The following is a 14,778-nucleotide window of genomic DNA, read 5'->3' on the forward strand; positions in this document are numbered from 1 at the left end:
AGCTACGGGCGCTTTGGTTTATTGCGGCCCAGTAGCGCCGCGGCTACGAGCTTGCGACCGATCGCAGATTGCGGGTCGTCAAATACAGCAGCGGGTGTTCCGGACTCGACCACCGTACCGTGGTCCATAATGAGCACGCGATCGGCGTAGGCCGTAATATCCGTTAGGCTATGGGTGATCATCATCACCCCGATACCGCGCGCCACAGTGAGCGCGTGCAGTAGGTCCTGAATGACCTGCCGGCTATCAACGTCCAGCCCCGAGAAAGCCTCATCGAAGATGATCAGTTTTGGATGGGTGGCGAGCACGCGGGCAATTGCCGCGCGTTGCCGCTGTCCGCCACTCAGTTGATCGGGCCGTCGGTCGCCTAGGTCCGAAGAAAGTCCCACCTCCTGCAGCAATTGCTCTACCCCCGCACCCGCGTTACCCGGCACACTGGCGATGTGCTGACGTACCGTCATGGAGGGGTTGAAGGAGCCGTCCACATCCTGGAAAATGAGCTGGGCGCCGGTAGCCAGACGCACCGCCCGGCCCGATAGTGGCATTTCGTATACCGTATCGGCCACGGTGAACGTACCCTGGCACCCCTCCACCAGTCCGACCAGCCAACTCGCTAGCGTACTCTTGCCGCAGCCGCTGGGACCCGTGATGGCAATCCACTCACCCCGGCGCACCACGAGGTTCAGGGATTGGAGGACCATCGCTGTAGCCGGGGTGTAGCGCACACTCAGCTGCTCGATCTTCAGCAGTGATATATTATTGTTCAGCGGTTTGACCGTGGGGGTTGGCCTAGGTTTGGGAACTATACGTTGTTGGTTGGGCAGTTCTACTACCCGGTCCGTGGCGCGTTCGAGGAGCGCGCGGTCGTGAGTAATGAACAACAAGCCCATTTGCAGCTCGTAGCGCAGGCGGTCCAGCAGGCGCACTATGGCGGCCTCGGTGATCCCATCCAGGGCCGTAGTGGGCTCGTCGGCAATGAGTAACCGCGGCCGGCCCACCAGTGCCATAGCGATCAGTACGCGCTGGAGCTGTCCGCCACTAAGCTGACTGGATAGCGACCGGAGAACGCGGTCCTGCTGCTCCGCTAGCTCCACCCAGCGGAGGAGCTGCAGCAGATAAGCCCCGGGAGCCGGCTCGTCCGGACAGAGGTAGCGAATGGCTTCCCGCAACTGGACGCCGCACGTCAGAACGGGGTTAAGCGCGCGCTGCGGCTCCTGGAACACCAGACCTATTTCCGTACCCCGCAGATCGTCGCGCTGCCCGGGCACCGTAGCGAGCAGGTTGATGGACAGACCGGACTTGAGTTGATAGGCTGCGTGCCCGTCTACCACCCGTGCCGCGGGGGGAGCCAGTCCGAGCAGCATCATGGTCAGCAGACTCTTACCGCTACCGGAGGGACCGGCGATGCCCACACTTTCCCCGGGACTTAGCTCGAAGGATAGTCCGCCCAGCAGCGGCGTACCCGTGCCGTAGGCCAGGGATAGATCAGATACGTGGAGTAAGTCGGTCACGGCACTGGGAATTACCACTCGGGTACCGCCGGGAGGAAGTGGTACGACTCGGTGCTGTAATCGATGCGGGCCACGTATGACTCCCGCCCGTTAGAGATCATCAGGAAGGGCACCTGCAGGGGTCCGTTGTAATGGGCTACCTGGCGAAAGGTATCCGTGCTCAGTGGCACCTTGGGCGCCTTACACTCCACAAGCAGGAAGGGGCGCATATCGTTGTCGAACACCAGGATGTCGGTCCGCTTCGGATCCCCGTTAACCGCCACGCCACGCTCGACCGTGATGCGGTTGCGGTTATACTTCATGTCCCGAATCAGGAACTGCAGCAGTAACTGCCGTACGAACTCCTCCGGCTGTAGTACCAGCCACTTCTTGCGGATGTCGCCGAGTACCATGCGGCGGTCTCCCTCCAGCCGGATCGACAGGTAGTCAGAGAAACGCTCCAGGCGCAGGTCAATGGGGGTCGGGGAGTTGGGTGGGATCACGAAAGGTGTCGGCGAGGGTTTGTAAGCGGGGGAACAGGAGCAGCAGGGTGCGGTTGAATTGAGGCGCTAATTCCCGTAAGCTTTCGTCAATGTCATTCAGATAGTGCGGCTGACTCATCCGGGGGCGCATACGTAGAAACACCTGCTGCATACCGGCGGCGCTGGTGTAGAGACGTAGCCAGTCACTTTTGGTCATTCCATCCACGTGACGGGCGGCCCGCTCCGGCATGTGCTCCCGGGCAGCCTGCAGGTTCCCATAGGTCCGGGTTCGGAAAGCAACAATATCCACGTCCATCAGCTGCGACCAGTTGAGGCACAGAAAGTAGTCGAAGGCGACGTCAGACAGTACCGGGGCATAGCGGCTGTGGCGGACGGTGAGCAGCCGGTTCAGCCTCCGTACGTCGGGGTCCGCGTCCGTCAGCCGATCGATGGCACGGTGCATCGTCACGCCCCGGCGGATGCCGGCGGGCAGGAGATCGACCTCACTTCCCCGCAGGATATCGCCTAGGAAATTTCCGACCTGCAGGTCCGGAGAAAAGTGAGATAGCGCTAGATGGGCTAGGTAGTTCACACTTCGGCGAGCTGCCCCTGAAAGTAGTCGTAGATGTCCATCTGGGCCCGGAAGTGTCCGTCCGTCGCCAGGGGCTCACGGTAGTCATTGAGCTTACCGTGCTGGATCAGGCGGGCCCGCTGGTTGTCGCGCCACTGCATATCCATGATGCGGCGCAGCTCGAGTTTGATGAGGTGATCGTAGATGGGCGTGACGACCTCGACGCGGCGGTAGAGGTTGCGGTTCATCCAGTCGGCCGAGCCGATGTACACCAGTTCATCCCCATTGTTGCCGAAGATGAACACCCGGGCGTGTTCCAGGAAGCGGTCGATGATACTGATGATTTGTATGTTCTCTTCCTCTTTAGGCACCAGCCGGCAGATACCACGCACGATCAGTCGCACTTCCACCCCGGCGCGGGCGGCCTGCCGGAGCTTCTGGATCATCGTGGGCTCCTCCAGGCTGTTCATTTTCAGGAATAGGTAGGCGTGTCCACCGGACTTCGCCGTCTCGATCTCCCGATCGATCAGGGCCAGGAATTCAGACTCCAGATTGAAGGGGGCCACCAGCAGGTGCTTACAGCGCGGTAGGATCAGCTTACCGCGCAGCAGATCAAATACCCGCTCCACGTCCTTGCCTAACTTTGGCCGACAGGTCAGTAGTGCGTGGTCGGTATATAGCTTGGACGTCTTTTCATTGAAATTACCCGTACCGATGTAGCTATAGTGAACGGTTTCTCCCTGCCCGGTGCGCCGCTCGATGTGTAGTAGCTTAGTGTGCACCTTGACGGCCGGGTAGCTGTACCGCACGTAGGCGCCGGCCTCGGTCATCTCCTTTCCCCAGTACAGGTTGCTCGCCTCGTCAAAGCGCGCCTTAGCCTCTACGAAAGCCTCTATCTTTTTCCCCTGCTGCAGGGCGTACAGCAGGTTCTGTACCACTTGCGATTTTTTGGCCACGCGGTACAGGGTGATACGGATCGTAGTGACTTCCGGATGATCGGCCGCCTCCCGGATCAGCTCGGGCACGTAATCGTATTTTTGGTAGGGGAAGCTCAGGAGGACGTCCGTATGCTGGATCACTTCCATCAGGCTGTCCGCCCCTTCCAGCTTGGGGTGCGGCAGGGGCGGCATCGGGGGATAGGCTAGTGCATCACTGCCGGGGGGCTGGGGAAAGCTGAAAAAGTCGTTGAAGTTGTGGTAGCGTGCCCCCGGGATCATATCGTACTTCGACAGCTTCAGTGCTGTCTTGAGTCGCTTTAGCATCCAGCTCGGCATGTCGCCGTCGTACAGAAAGCGGGTCGGCAACCCCGTATCGCGGTTCGACAGGCTCCGCTCGATCTTGCGCAGTAGATCTCCGTCAAATTCGTTATCGATGTATAGTTCGGCGTCGCGACTGAGCTTGAAACTGTAGCCGAAGTCAGTCCGGCGGTCCATCCAGCGGCTCAGGTTGGCCCGGATCACACTGTCGGTGAAAATGACGTAATAGCCCTCAGCGTCTTTCTCCGGGCTAGGCAGTACGACGAAGCGACCGGTCTGCTTGACGGGAATGGGCACCAGCGCTATTTCTCCGGTCTCTTCGGCCTCCGGCTCATTCATGGATACGGCCAGGCACAGCTGCCCATCGTCCAGGTAGGGTAATTCCCTTTCGCCATCCTCATCCGTAGCAAGCCAGTGCAGTTCGAGGTGGGGCGAAATATGATGGTCGAAGTGATCGGCGGCGAAGGCACGCTGCGACTTCGTCATCTGATCGGAGTGGATCAGGTGGATATTTTCGTCCCGCAGTTGCGGCAGGATCTCCTCGCGGAAGATGCGACCGAACTCCTCTTGCTGCCGGTATACGGCGGCACGGATGTCCTTAAGCTCCCGCTTGGGTTTAAAGTCGAACAGCTCCCGGCGTTCGGTCTTGGGAAGTTTTTTAAACTGTCGCAGGCTAGAGACGCGCACCCGATAGAACTCATCCAGGTTGGAACTATAGATCGCCAGGAAGCGGATGCGCTCGTAGAGGGGTACGCGGGGGTCGGATGCTTCCTGCAGCACCCGGGCATTAAATTCGAGCCAGGAGGAATCGCGTTTGATCAGTTCGGTCGGCAAGGGGGGAGGTTTGGCCTTCAAGGTAGGTGTTTGCCGGGAACGCGGGTGCGAAGTAAATAGTGCGAACATTCACGTCCGCGAGGTATTAAAGCAACAACCCAATCACGCCGATGAGACTGATGCAGCATAAACGGGAGGCCTTCTGGTTCTACCGCTACCTATCCAACTTTTACGACAAACTGGTCAACCCCCTGTTCTGGACGGAGCGGATGCGGGAAAAGTCGCTGGACGTAGCAGACTGGTCCGACGGCGAAAATCTTCGGGTCGTCGACGTCGGCTCGGGTACCGGATTCACCACTCAGGGCATCGTCAAGCGCGTACCCGCCGGGAACGTAGTTTGCGTAGACCAGAGCCCGCAGCAGATGGAACGTGCCATGGTCAAGCCCGACCTGGAGCGCTGCCGGTTCCGGCTGGGTGACGCCGAGAACCTCCCCTTCGATGACGATACCTTCGATCGCTACGTCAGTGCCGGAAGTATCGAGTACTGGCCCGATCCGCAGCGCGGTCTGAACGAGGCCTACCGCGTGATCAAGGAAGGTGGTCAGGCGCTCATGATCGGCCCCATCGAGCCGGTCAACCCCATTAGTAAGTTCATCGCCAATACCTGGATGTTGTTCCCCCCCGAGAACGACTACCACATGTACTTCCACCAGGCCGGATTCACCGAGGTGGACTGGGCGTACATCCGCCCCCACTGGCAAGACAACGAGCGCTACGGTATCGCCATCGTCGGCACCAAACCCAAACCGGGCAAAAGCCCTAACGCCGAGGGCCGCCGCAGCCGCCAGGAACTCGTCTCCGCCGATCCCGAAGGTGGTTGGTTGGGTCGCAACCTGTTGCTGACGGGCCGGGTCTTGCTGGGTTCCGCGGCGGGCTTTCTCTTTATTCCCATGGCGTTGCTGGCTCACGTCACCGCTCCCCTGCGCGGTGTAGAGGGAGAGGTAGAGCCCCTCAATAAGGAGCAAAAGATCGTACTGGGTGCCCTGGGCGGTCTGCTCACCTTCTTCGTCGTACGAGCCCTGACCCGCAAGCGCTGATGCCAGAAGGACTTAACGAACGTATCCGCGCCTTCTACGACCAGTCTACCCCCCTGTGGCTAAACACCTGGGGTGAGCAAATGCACCATGGCTACTACGGCCCAGACGGTAAGCGTGAGGTAGACCACCAGCAGGCCCAGCTGGATATGATCGACGAATTGCTCGCTTGGGGTGGCGCGCCCCCTTCTGTAACCAGCTTTCTGGATGCCGGATGCGGTGTCGGTGGAAGCAGTCGCTACCTGGCGGGTAAGTATCCGCAGGCAACTGGACTGGGAGTGACCCTCAGCCCGGTGCAGGCCGAGCATGGCAATGAGTACAACGCCCTTTCCGGGGTAGACGACCGACTACGGATCATTGCTAAAGACGTCTACACGCTGGACCCCGAAGTAGACGGAACGTACGATCTGATCTGGAGCATGGAGTCGGCCGAACACATGGCCGATAAACAGGGGCTGTTCGAACTGTTCCACCGGATGCTGAAACCTGGTGGCCGCTTACTGATGGCCACCTGGTGCCACCGGCCCGAGCCCCCCTACCTTTCCCCTTCCGAGCAGTACACTCTACAGCAGATCTGTAAGCTGTACCATCTGCCACCTATGGTGAGCATTCCACAGCTAGCGGATAGTGCCGCTGCGGCGGGACTGCAGGATATTCAGACCGCCGACTGGTCCGCTTCCGTAGAACCCTTCTGGGGGGCGGTGATCAAAAGCGGGCTCGATCCCCGCAACTGGCCCGGTCTGGTCCGCTCGGGTATGGGGACCATACAGGGGGCCTGGGCCATGAAGTACATGCGGCAAGGCTTTGCCTCCGGCGCCATTCAGTACGGTGTGCTACGGGCCGTACGCAAGTAGAGCAATCACACAATAGGTCTACTCCGCGTCTTCCCAACCCATCGTGCGCTCTACGGCTTTCTGCCAACCTGCGTAGCGCTTGCTGCGGTCCTCGGCGTCCATCTGAGACTTGAACTGCTTATCCAGTTGCCAGGTAGCGACCAGGTCACTGCGCTGCCAGAATCCGACAGCGAGTCCCGCCAGCATAGCAGCACCCAGCGCCGTAGTCTCTACAATGCGGGGCCGCTCGACGGCGGTACCGAGAATGTCGGCCTGGAATTGCATCAGGAAGTCGTTGGCGCTAGCTCCTCCGTCTACGCGCAGGTTTTTCAGCTCCGTATTGGCATCTTTTTGCATCGCTTCCAGTACATCCTTCACCTGGTAGGCCAGACTCTGTAGAGTAGCCCGCACGATGTGTGCTTTGGACGTGCCCCGGGTCAGTCCGAAGATGGCGCCCCGTGCGTACATATCCCAGTATGGTGCGCCCAGGCCCGCGAAGGCGGGTACTACGAACACCCCCCCGGTGTCTTCCACCTTACGGGCGTAGTATTCGCTATCCGGCGCCTCGTCGATCAGCTTGAGGCCATCGCGGAGCCACTGAATCGCCGCTCCGGCGATGAACACACTTCCCTCCAGAGCGTACTCGGTCGTCCCATCGATCTCCCACGCAACGGTAGTAAGTAGCCCGTGCTGACTCGGTACGGCCCGCGTACCGGTGTTCAGCAGCATGAAACAGCCGGTACCGTAGGTATTCTTCGCCTGGCCTGGCTCGAAGCAGGCCTGACCGAATAGGGCGGCGTGCTGATCGCCGGCCATACCCGCGATGGGGATCGATCCGCCGAATAGCGTGGTGTGCCCGTATACCTCGCTGTTCGACTTCACCTCGGGTAGCAGTTCGCGGGGCACGCGCAGTTCCGAGAGCATACGCTCATCCCAGTCCCGCTTGCGAATGTCAAATAGCATGGTCCGGCCGGCATTCGTCACATCAGTGACGTGCACCTCACCCCCGGTCAACTTGTATACCAACCAACTGTCCATCGTACCGAAGCACAGTTCGCCCCGCTCAGCACGCTCCCGGGCCCCGGGCACATGCTCCAGCAACCAATCGATCTTGGTACCACTGAAGTAGGCATCGATCACCAGTCCGGTAGTCTGGCGTACGTGATCTTCCAGCCCACGTTCCTTGAGTGCGTCACACATTCCTGCCGTGCGGCGATCCTGCCAGACAATAGCGTGGTGAATTGGCTCGCCGGTTGTACGGTCCCAGATCAGGGTGGTTTCCCGCTGATTGGTGATGCCGATAGCGGCAATGTCCTCGGCGGTCGTGCCCGTCCGGTCCAGTAGCTCCCGCACGACGGCTACCTGGGCGGTCCAGATCTCGTTTGCGTCGTGCTCGACCCAGGCGGGCTTGGGGTAGTATTGGGTGAACTCCTTCTGTGCGGTATCCACAAGGGTACCGTCGTGGGCAAAGAGGATGGCCCGACAGGATGTAGTCCCCTGGTCGAGGGCAAGAATATAAGTTGGCATGATCGTAAGGTGTAAGCCACAATATAGGGCCCGCCACTGATCGGCTCCCTACGCAACCCGTTCGGTCAGTACCAGGGCTTCGTAGCGCTCCAGTAAGCGACGAGCCAGTACCCTCCGGTCGTAGTGCCGGTAGAAGGTAGCGTGGGCGTTGCGGCCAATACGCTCCAGCTTGCGACCGCGTCGCAGACAGTCTTCGATGGCCAGTACAAACTGTTTGGCCGTATCGGCGATGAACAGATCCCGCCGGTTGCGCGCCTTTATTCCTTCCAAACCTACCGTAGTAGTAATGACCACCCGCCCCAGTGACATCGCCTCCAGGATCTTGGCCCGCATTCCACTACCACTCAGTAGGGGTACGATGCTGATACTGTGGGCAGTTACGAAGGAGCAGCTATCGGCTACTTCACCATGCACGATCACCTGATCCATCTGTAACTGCCGAATGGCATGGGGCATATTACGTCCTGCAATGTGAAACTCTACCTCCGGCAGTCGCCGGTGTAGTTCGGGCCATACGTCGTTAAGAAACCACTGCAATCCTTCGAGATTGGGCAGCCAGTCCAGCGACCCAATGAAATGCAGACTGGGCGCCGCGGCATAACTATCGTAGGTAGGTGGACCACACTTCGTCTCTAGTCCGATAGGCAGCACAAAGGTTTCGCTCCGGCAGCCCAGCCGCTCGAAGTGCTTCTTGTCGCGGGGGGTGATGGGTAGTAGTAGGTCGTACTGATTGAGCTGACTGCGTTCGTAGTCACGCAACTGTCTGGTCAGATGGCGCAGGTACCACCGCTTGGGGGCAAAGCCAATATTTTCACTGCAGCGTTCCCAGATCTCGTGCTCCACGTTATGGGAGCGCATCACGACCTGTGCGTCGGACAGTCTCCGGATCGTACTCATGTAGGGCGCAAGGTAGAGGGTTTCGAGCTGCACGATATCGAACTCCTCGGCCTCCAACCATTCGGTGAGCGCCTGGTGGTAGTCCTCGCTGTCGAACCGGCTGATGTGGTAAGAGACGCCACGGACTAGATTGGCTACGGCATCTACCGGACTTATCGCATTATCCAGGGCCACTGTCCGTACTTCGTGGTAGTGGCTCATTTCTTCCGGCAGGGAGTTGCCCGCGTAGAAGTGCTTGGACGTATTCATGGCCAGCAAACAGACCTGACAGCCCAGTTCGCTCAGACTCTTAGTCAGTCCGTGTATCGCCAAGCTTTCACCGTCCTTTAATGGGTAAGGAAACTTTTTAGTCAGGACGAGTAGCTTCATAGACAGAGGACGTGGCGGGGTGTAGTATGTACAGGGGATAAGTACGGAGCGCTAAACGTGGCCCGGACCGAAAAAATTAATCCCAGCTATCATTATCTACGTTATCGTCATACATCCGTCCCCGGGCATTCAGTCGCACCGATTCGATGGTCTGCTTATCGATCTCCAGCGTGAACGAGTAGTTGGGGTTGGTCCATCCCCAGTCCGGCAGCACGGTCCACTGCTCGGCGTACGCAGGTTGCGGTTTCTCACCGCGCAGTATCTCCGGAGCGATGTAGTAGTAGTGTTCGGTACTGTCTTTGAGGGTCACCGTCACCTCGAGCGGCATCGGCATACGGCCGACGCGCTGCAGATCGATACGGGTAGTACCGCTACTGTCTACATCTTCGACATCCGCCACCGCATAGTCCGGATAGTGGACCGTATGCACCCAGTACTCCCGGTACCAGTCGAGCTCCAGCCCGGAGGACTTTTCCGCGATCCGAATAAAGTCATTCGGGTTGGGGTGCTTGAATCGCCAGTCCGTGTAGTACCGCTTCATGGTCTGTGCGAAGGCTTCTTCGCCGATAATGTACCGCAGTTGCTCCAGGAAGACGGCGCCGTTGACGTAGCTAGCCACGCTGTAGGCCGAGTTGGTCGCAAAGTGATCGGAGTGCGTTGTGAGTGCCTCCTGCATTCCGGTGCCCCGGAATCCTCGCAGACTTTCGTAGGTCCGCCGGTGCGGGTTATCTACTACCTCGCCCGCTACGAGCCCCTCTGCGCGCAGGTGGTTCATCACCTCGTTGCTGGCCCAGCTGGTGAAGCCCTCATCCATCCAGGCGTACAGGCTCTCGTTGGTGCCCATCAGCATCTGGTACCAGGTATGCATCAGTTCGTGCACGGACACACCCACCAGGCTGTTCATGTTCCGCTCTCCCGTAATCAGGGTGGCCATGGGATACTCCATGCCACCGTCGCCGCCCTGGATGAAGCTGTACTGCGCGTACGGGTACGGACCGAAATGTGCATTGATGTACGCAAAGGCGGCATCCATGATCGGAGGCAGGGCCTGCCAGTTCTCGCTGGTGGCCTCCCCGGCCTGGTAGAAGAAGTGTAGCGTAGTGCCATCGGCCCGGCGCAGGGTATCGTGGGTGTAGTCGGGGTCAGCCGCCCACACGAAGTCGTGCACATTGGGCGCCAGGTAGTGGTAGCTCAGGGTAGCCGGGCGCGCTGCGGCCGGATCGGGTGCGTAGCCGTAGCCGATCTGCTCCGGGTTCTGCAGGTAACCGGTAGCGGCCACTACGTATTTGCTGTCGATATTGATCGTCACGTCGTAGTCGCCCCACACACCATAGAATTCCCGTCCGATGTACGGATTAGCGTGCCAGCCCTGGTAGTCGTACTCTGCCATTTTGGGGTACCACTGCGCCATGCTGAAGTCGATACCCTCGGCGTTGTCCCGGCCACTGCGCCGCACCTGCAGGGGCACCTGCGCAACCCAGTTCATGGTAAACACGGTACTATCACCGGGCAAAATGGGCTGATCCAGCCGCACTTCGAGCACGGTCCCTACCTCCTCGAAGCCCAGGGTGCCCCCTTCCCGTTCCAGACTGTTGACCCGCAGGTAGCCGATCTCTTCCTCGGTCAGTTTGCTGATCCGGTCGGATACCCGTTCGTCCGCATCCGGCAGATTCAGGTTACGCAGGTCCATCTGGCTCCCCGGCTGAAAGGCGTTGAAGTACAGGTGGTAAAAGACCCGGTCCAACGTATCGGGCGAGTTGTTGAAGTACGTTAAGCGCTGCACTCCGGCGTATTGGTGAGCGGCCGCGTCGAAGTCGATGTCCATCTCATATTTCACGGCTTGCTGCCAGCGGTCAGACTGTGCGAACAGGAGGGCGGGGCCGCAGGTGCAAAGGAGAAGGAGCAGGCGGAAGAAAGCGGTAAACGGCACGTAGGGTGGCTTAGAGTCAGGGAGAGTAGGTGTACAGTGCTAGCAAACGCACGAGCGACGCAATGTGCTGACTTTTTCCCGTATATTCTGAGTGATGTAGCCCGCCAGGGTGCGCCGCAACGGATACTGCCGAACAAGTCTGCCCGAAACCGACATTGGAGAATACTAGCTTCGTTAACGAAGGCATGCGCGTGTTCCCCTCTCACAAACTACTATAATTCAACGCACTATGGCTATTGTCAACCCGACTCCTTCAAATCCACGCAGGACTACCCCCGATGCTACGATCCTCCCCACCGAGTACGCAGCCTTCAACCGGGTACGCTGGGGTGCGATAATTGCCGGTGCGCTCATCGCCATTGCCGTATCCTTTTCCCTAAACCTGCTTGGTGTAGGTATCGGGTTCAGCACCATCAACCCCACTACGGAGACGAGCCCCTTCGCGGGCATCGGTACCGGGGCTATCATCTGGTACGTGGTATCTAGCCTGATCGCCTTGTTCACTGGCGGATATGTTGCGGGTCGCCTTGCGGGCTTCCCGAAGGAAACCACCGCGGGTCTGCATGGCGTGCTTACCTGGGCACTCTTTACGCTCCTCAGCCTCTACCTACTGAATACGGCCGTCGGCAGGGTATTTAACGTAGTCGGTTCGACGATCTCTACGGTGGCTTCCACTACCGGTCAGGCCGTAGGAGCTGCCGTCCCGGATGATCTGGCGCAGCAGATCCAGGCACGGATCCAGCAGTCCGATATCAGCCTACAGGATATTCGCCGCGAAGCATTCGAACTGCTGGAGGACACGGGCAAGCCCGCCCTGGACCCGGATAATCTGCAACAGGATGCTCAGCAGGCAGCCAATGCCGTGGAACGCAACGCTAACCAAGCAGCCAACAACCCCAACGCAGCCGGTCGCGAGATCAACGACATTATCGACCGCATCAGTACCAGTGGAGGAGACGTGATCGAGGCGGCCGACAAGGATGCCCTGGTCAACGTACTGGTGGCCCGTACCGATCAGTCCGAAGCCGAGGCACGCCGCACGGTAGACGCCTGGTCGCAGCAGTACCAGGAAGCGAAGGCCTCCGTGAAGGAGGGGCTAGACCAGCTAGGCGAGACAGCTACGGAGGTAGGCGGTGATGTAGCCGATACCCTGGCTACCGTGTCAATTCTCGGATTCCTCGCCCTACTGGCCGGAGCCGGTGCCGGATTCTTCGGCGGCGTCCTGGGTCGTACCCATGATGTCACCCTCTCCGGTGACGGTCAGACCATCGCTGCCACCGACGTCGACTAGCCCCCCCAGCGAATTACTGGATTACTCTAGAAGGTAGCCTCCATAAGACAACGGTGTATGCCTATCAGCACGAGCGCATACGCGCTGACCCGCGGTGACCGCACCTGCAAGGTGCGAGCCGGAACAAGCCGCCCGCCAGTGCGTACTCACAAGCTGCTTTGCCCCAACCGGTTCGCGCCTTCCAACCGCGGTGCAGGCTGGTCGAGCATAGAGGTCCGCGCCACACCAAAAACAAACCCGCCCACATCCCAGCCCGGCAGGGATGCCGGGAACCACTACCGGTTCGTGGCTTCCAGCCGCGGTGCAGGCTGTTGAATCTTAAGAGCGCTCGTCAGCCTAGGTACAGACGATTATAACTCCCACCCCAGCAGGGATGCCGGGAACCACCACCGGTTCGTGGCTTCTAGCCGCGGTGCCAGCGGATCGAGCATTGAGGTGCGCGCCACACCAAAAACAAACCCGCCCACATCCCACCCCGGCAGGGATGCCGGGAACCACTACCGGCTCGTGGCTTCCAGCCGCGGTGCAGGCTGTTTAATCTTAAGAGCGCTCGTCAGACTAGGTACAGTCGTTTATAACCCCCACCCCGGCAGGGATGCCGGGAACCACCACCGGTTCGTGGCTTCCAGTCGCGGTGCAAACGGGTCGAACATAGGGGTGCGCGCGCCACACCAAAAACAAACCCGCCCACATCCCACCCCGGCAGGGATGCCGGGAACCACTACCGGCTCGTGGCTTCCAGCCGCGGTGCAGGCTACTCAATCTTAAGAGCGCTCGTCAGACTAGGTACAGACGATTAACGTACCCCAGCCCGGCAGGGATGCCGGGAACCACCACCGGCTCGTGGCTTGCAGCCGCGGTGCCAGCAGGCGGACCATCGATAAGGGCTATCTTTGCACCCGCTGCCGCGCAACCGTAACCATCTATGCCTAATTCACGCCCCCCCTACCTTATCGCCGTTCTACTGCTCGTCGTACTGGCCGCCGCCAGCCGCCTGCTGCCCCACTGGCCCAATTTCGGTCCGGTAGGCGCAATGGCACTGTTCGGAGCAGCTGCCTTTGCCCGTAAGTGGATGGCCTGGGTGGTGCCCTTTGCCGCGCTCTACCTGAGTGACTTGGCACTGAATAATCTTGTGTATGCTGAGTACTACAGCGGCTTCTACTGGGGCTTCAATGGCTGGGTATATCTAGGCTTCGCGCTCACTATCGCCCTGAGTTTCGGTCTACTGCGCGGCCGCACCTTCAGCTGGCTCCGCCTGGGTGGGGTGACCGTAGGTACTACCCTGCTTTTCTTCTTTATCACCAACTTCGGAGTTTGGCTCGCCTCGCCGCTGTACCCACAGTCGGGCGCCGGTCTGCTGGCCGCCTACGCGGCCGGATTACCCTTCCTGCTGAACAGCCTGGCGGGTAACGTACTCTTTGCCGGACTACTCTTCGGGGGTGCCCGTTACTTGGCTCCCTCCCCTACTCTCGTACCCGAATATCAGGAGCGGTAGCCGATGTGGAAGTGGATGTATTGTATGCTGCTGGCGGGGCTCCTTCCCTGCACCTGCGTGCGCGCCCAAATCGTGAATATCGAGGACCAACGTAGGGGCTTCGACACCCTGGGGTGGTACGGGCAGTTGGACCTGGGGGGTAACCTGACGCGCAACCAAAATACCGTGCTGAGCCTGAACGGCAACCTGCGCGTAGACCGCAAGGGCAAGCGACAGGCCCTGCTCGGTCTCGCCGACTACCGCCTGGTGCAGGTAAGTGGTGCCAATGCCCTTAACGCCGGATTCGCCCACCTGCGCTACGCCCGCTACCTGAGCGACAAATGGCGGTGGGAGGCCTTTACCCAGGTGCAGTACAACGAGCAGCTGCGGCTGGGACTGCGTACCCTGATCGGCACCGGCCCACGGCTAAAGTTACTGGCCAAGCAGGATGACCGCATCTACGTCGGCCTGCTCTACATGTATGAGTATGACCAGGTCGCGGAGGGTACCATCACTTACCGCGATCACCGCCTCAGTGCGTACGTGAGCTTCTCGGTGTTCCCGCTGAAGAACCTGGCGCTGACCAATACCACCTACTACCAACCAGTGATCCCGGACTTTCGTCTGCCGCGGCTATCGAGCATCACGGCCCTGACACTAGGCCTAACGGATCGGCTGGCCTTCAACACCAAGTACAGTATCACCCACGATGAGCTGCTGGTGCAGGGACTAGAGGACGTACCCGCCACCAGCTATCAGTGGACCAACGGTCTACGCTACACGTTCTAAC

General features: G+C 59.8%; 12 protein-coding genes. 5 read left to right on the forward strand and 7 right to left on the reverse strand.

The features are described 5' to 3' along the window. Positions 1–2 precede the first annotated feature (2 nt). Genes MJQ68_RS08120 through ppk1 form a run of 4 tightly spaced genes read right to left on the reverse strand, consistent with a single transcriptional unit; the run spans position 3 to position 4,633 of the window. Entirely contained in the window at positions 3–1,511 is a 1,509-nt protein-coding gene (locus MJQ68_RS08120) for an ABC transporter ATP-binding protein (protein ID WP_238750534.1), read from the reverse strand. Between the two features lie 11 nt (positions 1,512–1,522). After that, the gene (locus tag MJQ68_RS08125) at positions 1,523–1,993 is read right to left on the reverse strand and encodes a type I restriction enzyme HsdR N-terminal domain-containing protein (protein WP_238750535.1); all 471 of its coding nucleotides are present in this window, start codon (positions 1,991–1,993) and stop codon (positions 1,523–1,525) included. After that, positions 1,962–2,564 carry an acyl carrier protein phosphodiesterase gene (locus tag MJQ68_RS08130; protein ID WP_238750536.1) on the reverse strand — a complete coding sequence of 201 codons (603 nt, stop codon included), beginning with the start codon at positions 2,562–2,564 and terminating at the stop codon, positions 1,962–1,964. The genes MJQ68_RS08125 and MJQ68_RS08130 overlap by 32 nt, the downstream gene beginning before the upstream one ends. Further along, the gene (ppk1, locus tag MJQ68_RS08135) at positions 2,561–4,633 is read right to left on the reverse strand and encodes a polyphosphate kinase 1 (protein ID WP_238750537.1); all 2,073 of its coding nucleotides are present in this window, start codon (positions 4,631–4,633) and stop codon (positions 2,561–2,563) included. Before ppk1 ends, MJQ68_RS08130 begins: the two co-directional genes overlap by 4 nt. Positions 4,634–4,743: 110 nt before the next feature. On the opposite strand from ppk1, the gene MJQ68_RS08140 reads away from it, so the two are divergent. After that, positions 4,744–5,670: a methyltransferase domain-containing protein gene (locus tag MJQ68_RS08140; RefSeq protein ID WP_238750538.1), complete on the forward strand. Its 927-nt coding sequence runs from the start codon at positions 4,744–4,746 to the stop codon at positions 5,668–5,670. Further along, complete coding sequence (locus tag MJQ68_RS08145) at positions 5,670–6,521, forward strand: methyltransferase domain-containing protein (protein ID WP_238750539.1); 852 nt, start codon at positions 5,670–5,672, stop codon at positions 6,519–6,521. Before MJQ68_RS08140 ends, MJQ68_RS08145 begins: the two co-directional genes overlap by 1 nt. Before the next feature lie 18 nt (positions 6,522–6,539). Here the strand turns inward: MJQ68_RS08145 and glpK are convergent, their stop codons facing one another. From glpK to MJQ68_RS08160, 3 genes are all read right to left on the reverse strand, one after another. Next, complete coding sequence (gene glpK, locus MJQ68_RS08150) at positions 6,540–8,027, reverse strand: glycerol kinase GlpK (RefSeq protein ID WP_238750540.1); 1,488 nt, start codon at positions 8,025–8,027, stop codon at positions 6,540–6,542. A 48-nt stretch (positions 8,028–8,075) separates the two neighbouring features. Continuing rightward, positions 8,076–9,293, reverse strand: coding sequence for a glycosyltransferase family 4 protein (locus tag MJQ68_RS08155; RefSeq protein WP_238750541.1), 1,218 nt, complete (start codon positions 9,291–9,293; stop codon positions 8,076–8,078). Positions 9,294–9,369: 76 nt separating this feature from the next. Beyond that, positions 9,370–11,223, reverse strand: coding sequence for a M1 family metallopeptidase (locus MJQ68_RS08160; RefSeq protein WP_238750542.1), 1,854 nt, complete (start codon positions 11,221–11,223; stop codon positions 9,370–9,372). Between the two features lie 229 nt (positions 11,224–11,452). On the opposite strand from MJQ68_RS08160, the gene MJQ68_RS08165 reads away from it, so the two are divergent. The 3 genes from MJQ68_RS08165 to MJQ68_RS08175 all read left to right on the forward strand — a co-directional run bounded on the left by MJQ68_RS08165 (position 11,453) and on the right by MJQ68_RS08175 (position 14,777). Beyond that, entirely contained in the window at positions 11,453–12,514 is a 1,062-nt protein-coding gene (locus MJQ68_RS08165) for a hypothetical protein (RefSeq protein WP_238750543.1), read from the forward strand. A gap of 925 nt (positions 12,515–13,439) precedes the next feature. After that, complete coding sequence (locus tag MJQ68_RS08170) at positions 13,440–14,009, forward strand: DUF6580 family putative transport protein (RefSeq protein ID WP_238750544.1); 570 nt, start codon at positions 13,440–13,442, stop codon at positions 14,007–14,009. Positions 14,010–14,066: 57 nt separating this feature from the next. Continuing rightward, positions 14,067–14,777 carry a DUF481 domain-containing protein gene (locus tag MJQ68_RS08175; RefSeq protein WP_238750545.1) on the forward strand — a complete coding sequence of 237 codons (711 nt, stop codon included), beginning with the start codon at positions 14,067–14,069 and terminating at the stop codon, positions 14,775–14,777. Position 14,778 lies beyond the last annotated feature (1 nt).

The sequence above is a fragment of the Neolewinella maritima genome (assembly GCF_923081025.1).
GTDB lineage: Bacteria > Bacteroidota > Bacteroidia > Chitinophagales > Saprospiraceae > Neolewinella > Neolewinella maritima.

Bases quoted from the DNA above. Each gene is read 5' to 3' on its own strand.
- MJQ68_RS08170 (WP_238750544.1), top strand. From the start codon at position 13,440: ATGCCTAATTCACGCCCCCCCTACCTTATCGCCGTTCTACTGCTCGTC.
- MJQ68_RS08140 (WP_238750538.1), top strand. From the start codon at position 4,744: ATGAGACTGATGCAGCATAAACGGGAGGCCTTCTGGTTCTACCGCTAC.
- MJQ68_RS08155 (WP_238750541.1), bottom strand. From the start codon at position 9,293: ATGAAGCTACTCGTCCTGACTAAAAAGTTTCCTTACCCATTAAAGGAC.
- glpK (WP_238750540.1), bottom strand. From the start codon at position 8,027: ATGCCAACTTATATTCTTGCCCTCGACCAGGGGACTACATCCTGTCGG.
- MJQ68_RS08145 (WP_238750539.1), top strand. From the start codon at position 5,670: ATGCCAGAAGGACTTAACGAACGTATCCGCGCCTTCTACGACCAGTCT.
- MJQ68_RS08165 (WP_238750543.1), top strand. From the start codon at position 11,453: ATGGCTATTGTCAACCCGACTCCTTCAAATCCACGCAGGACTACCCCC.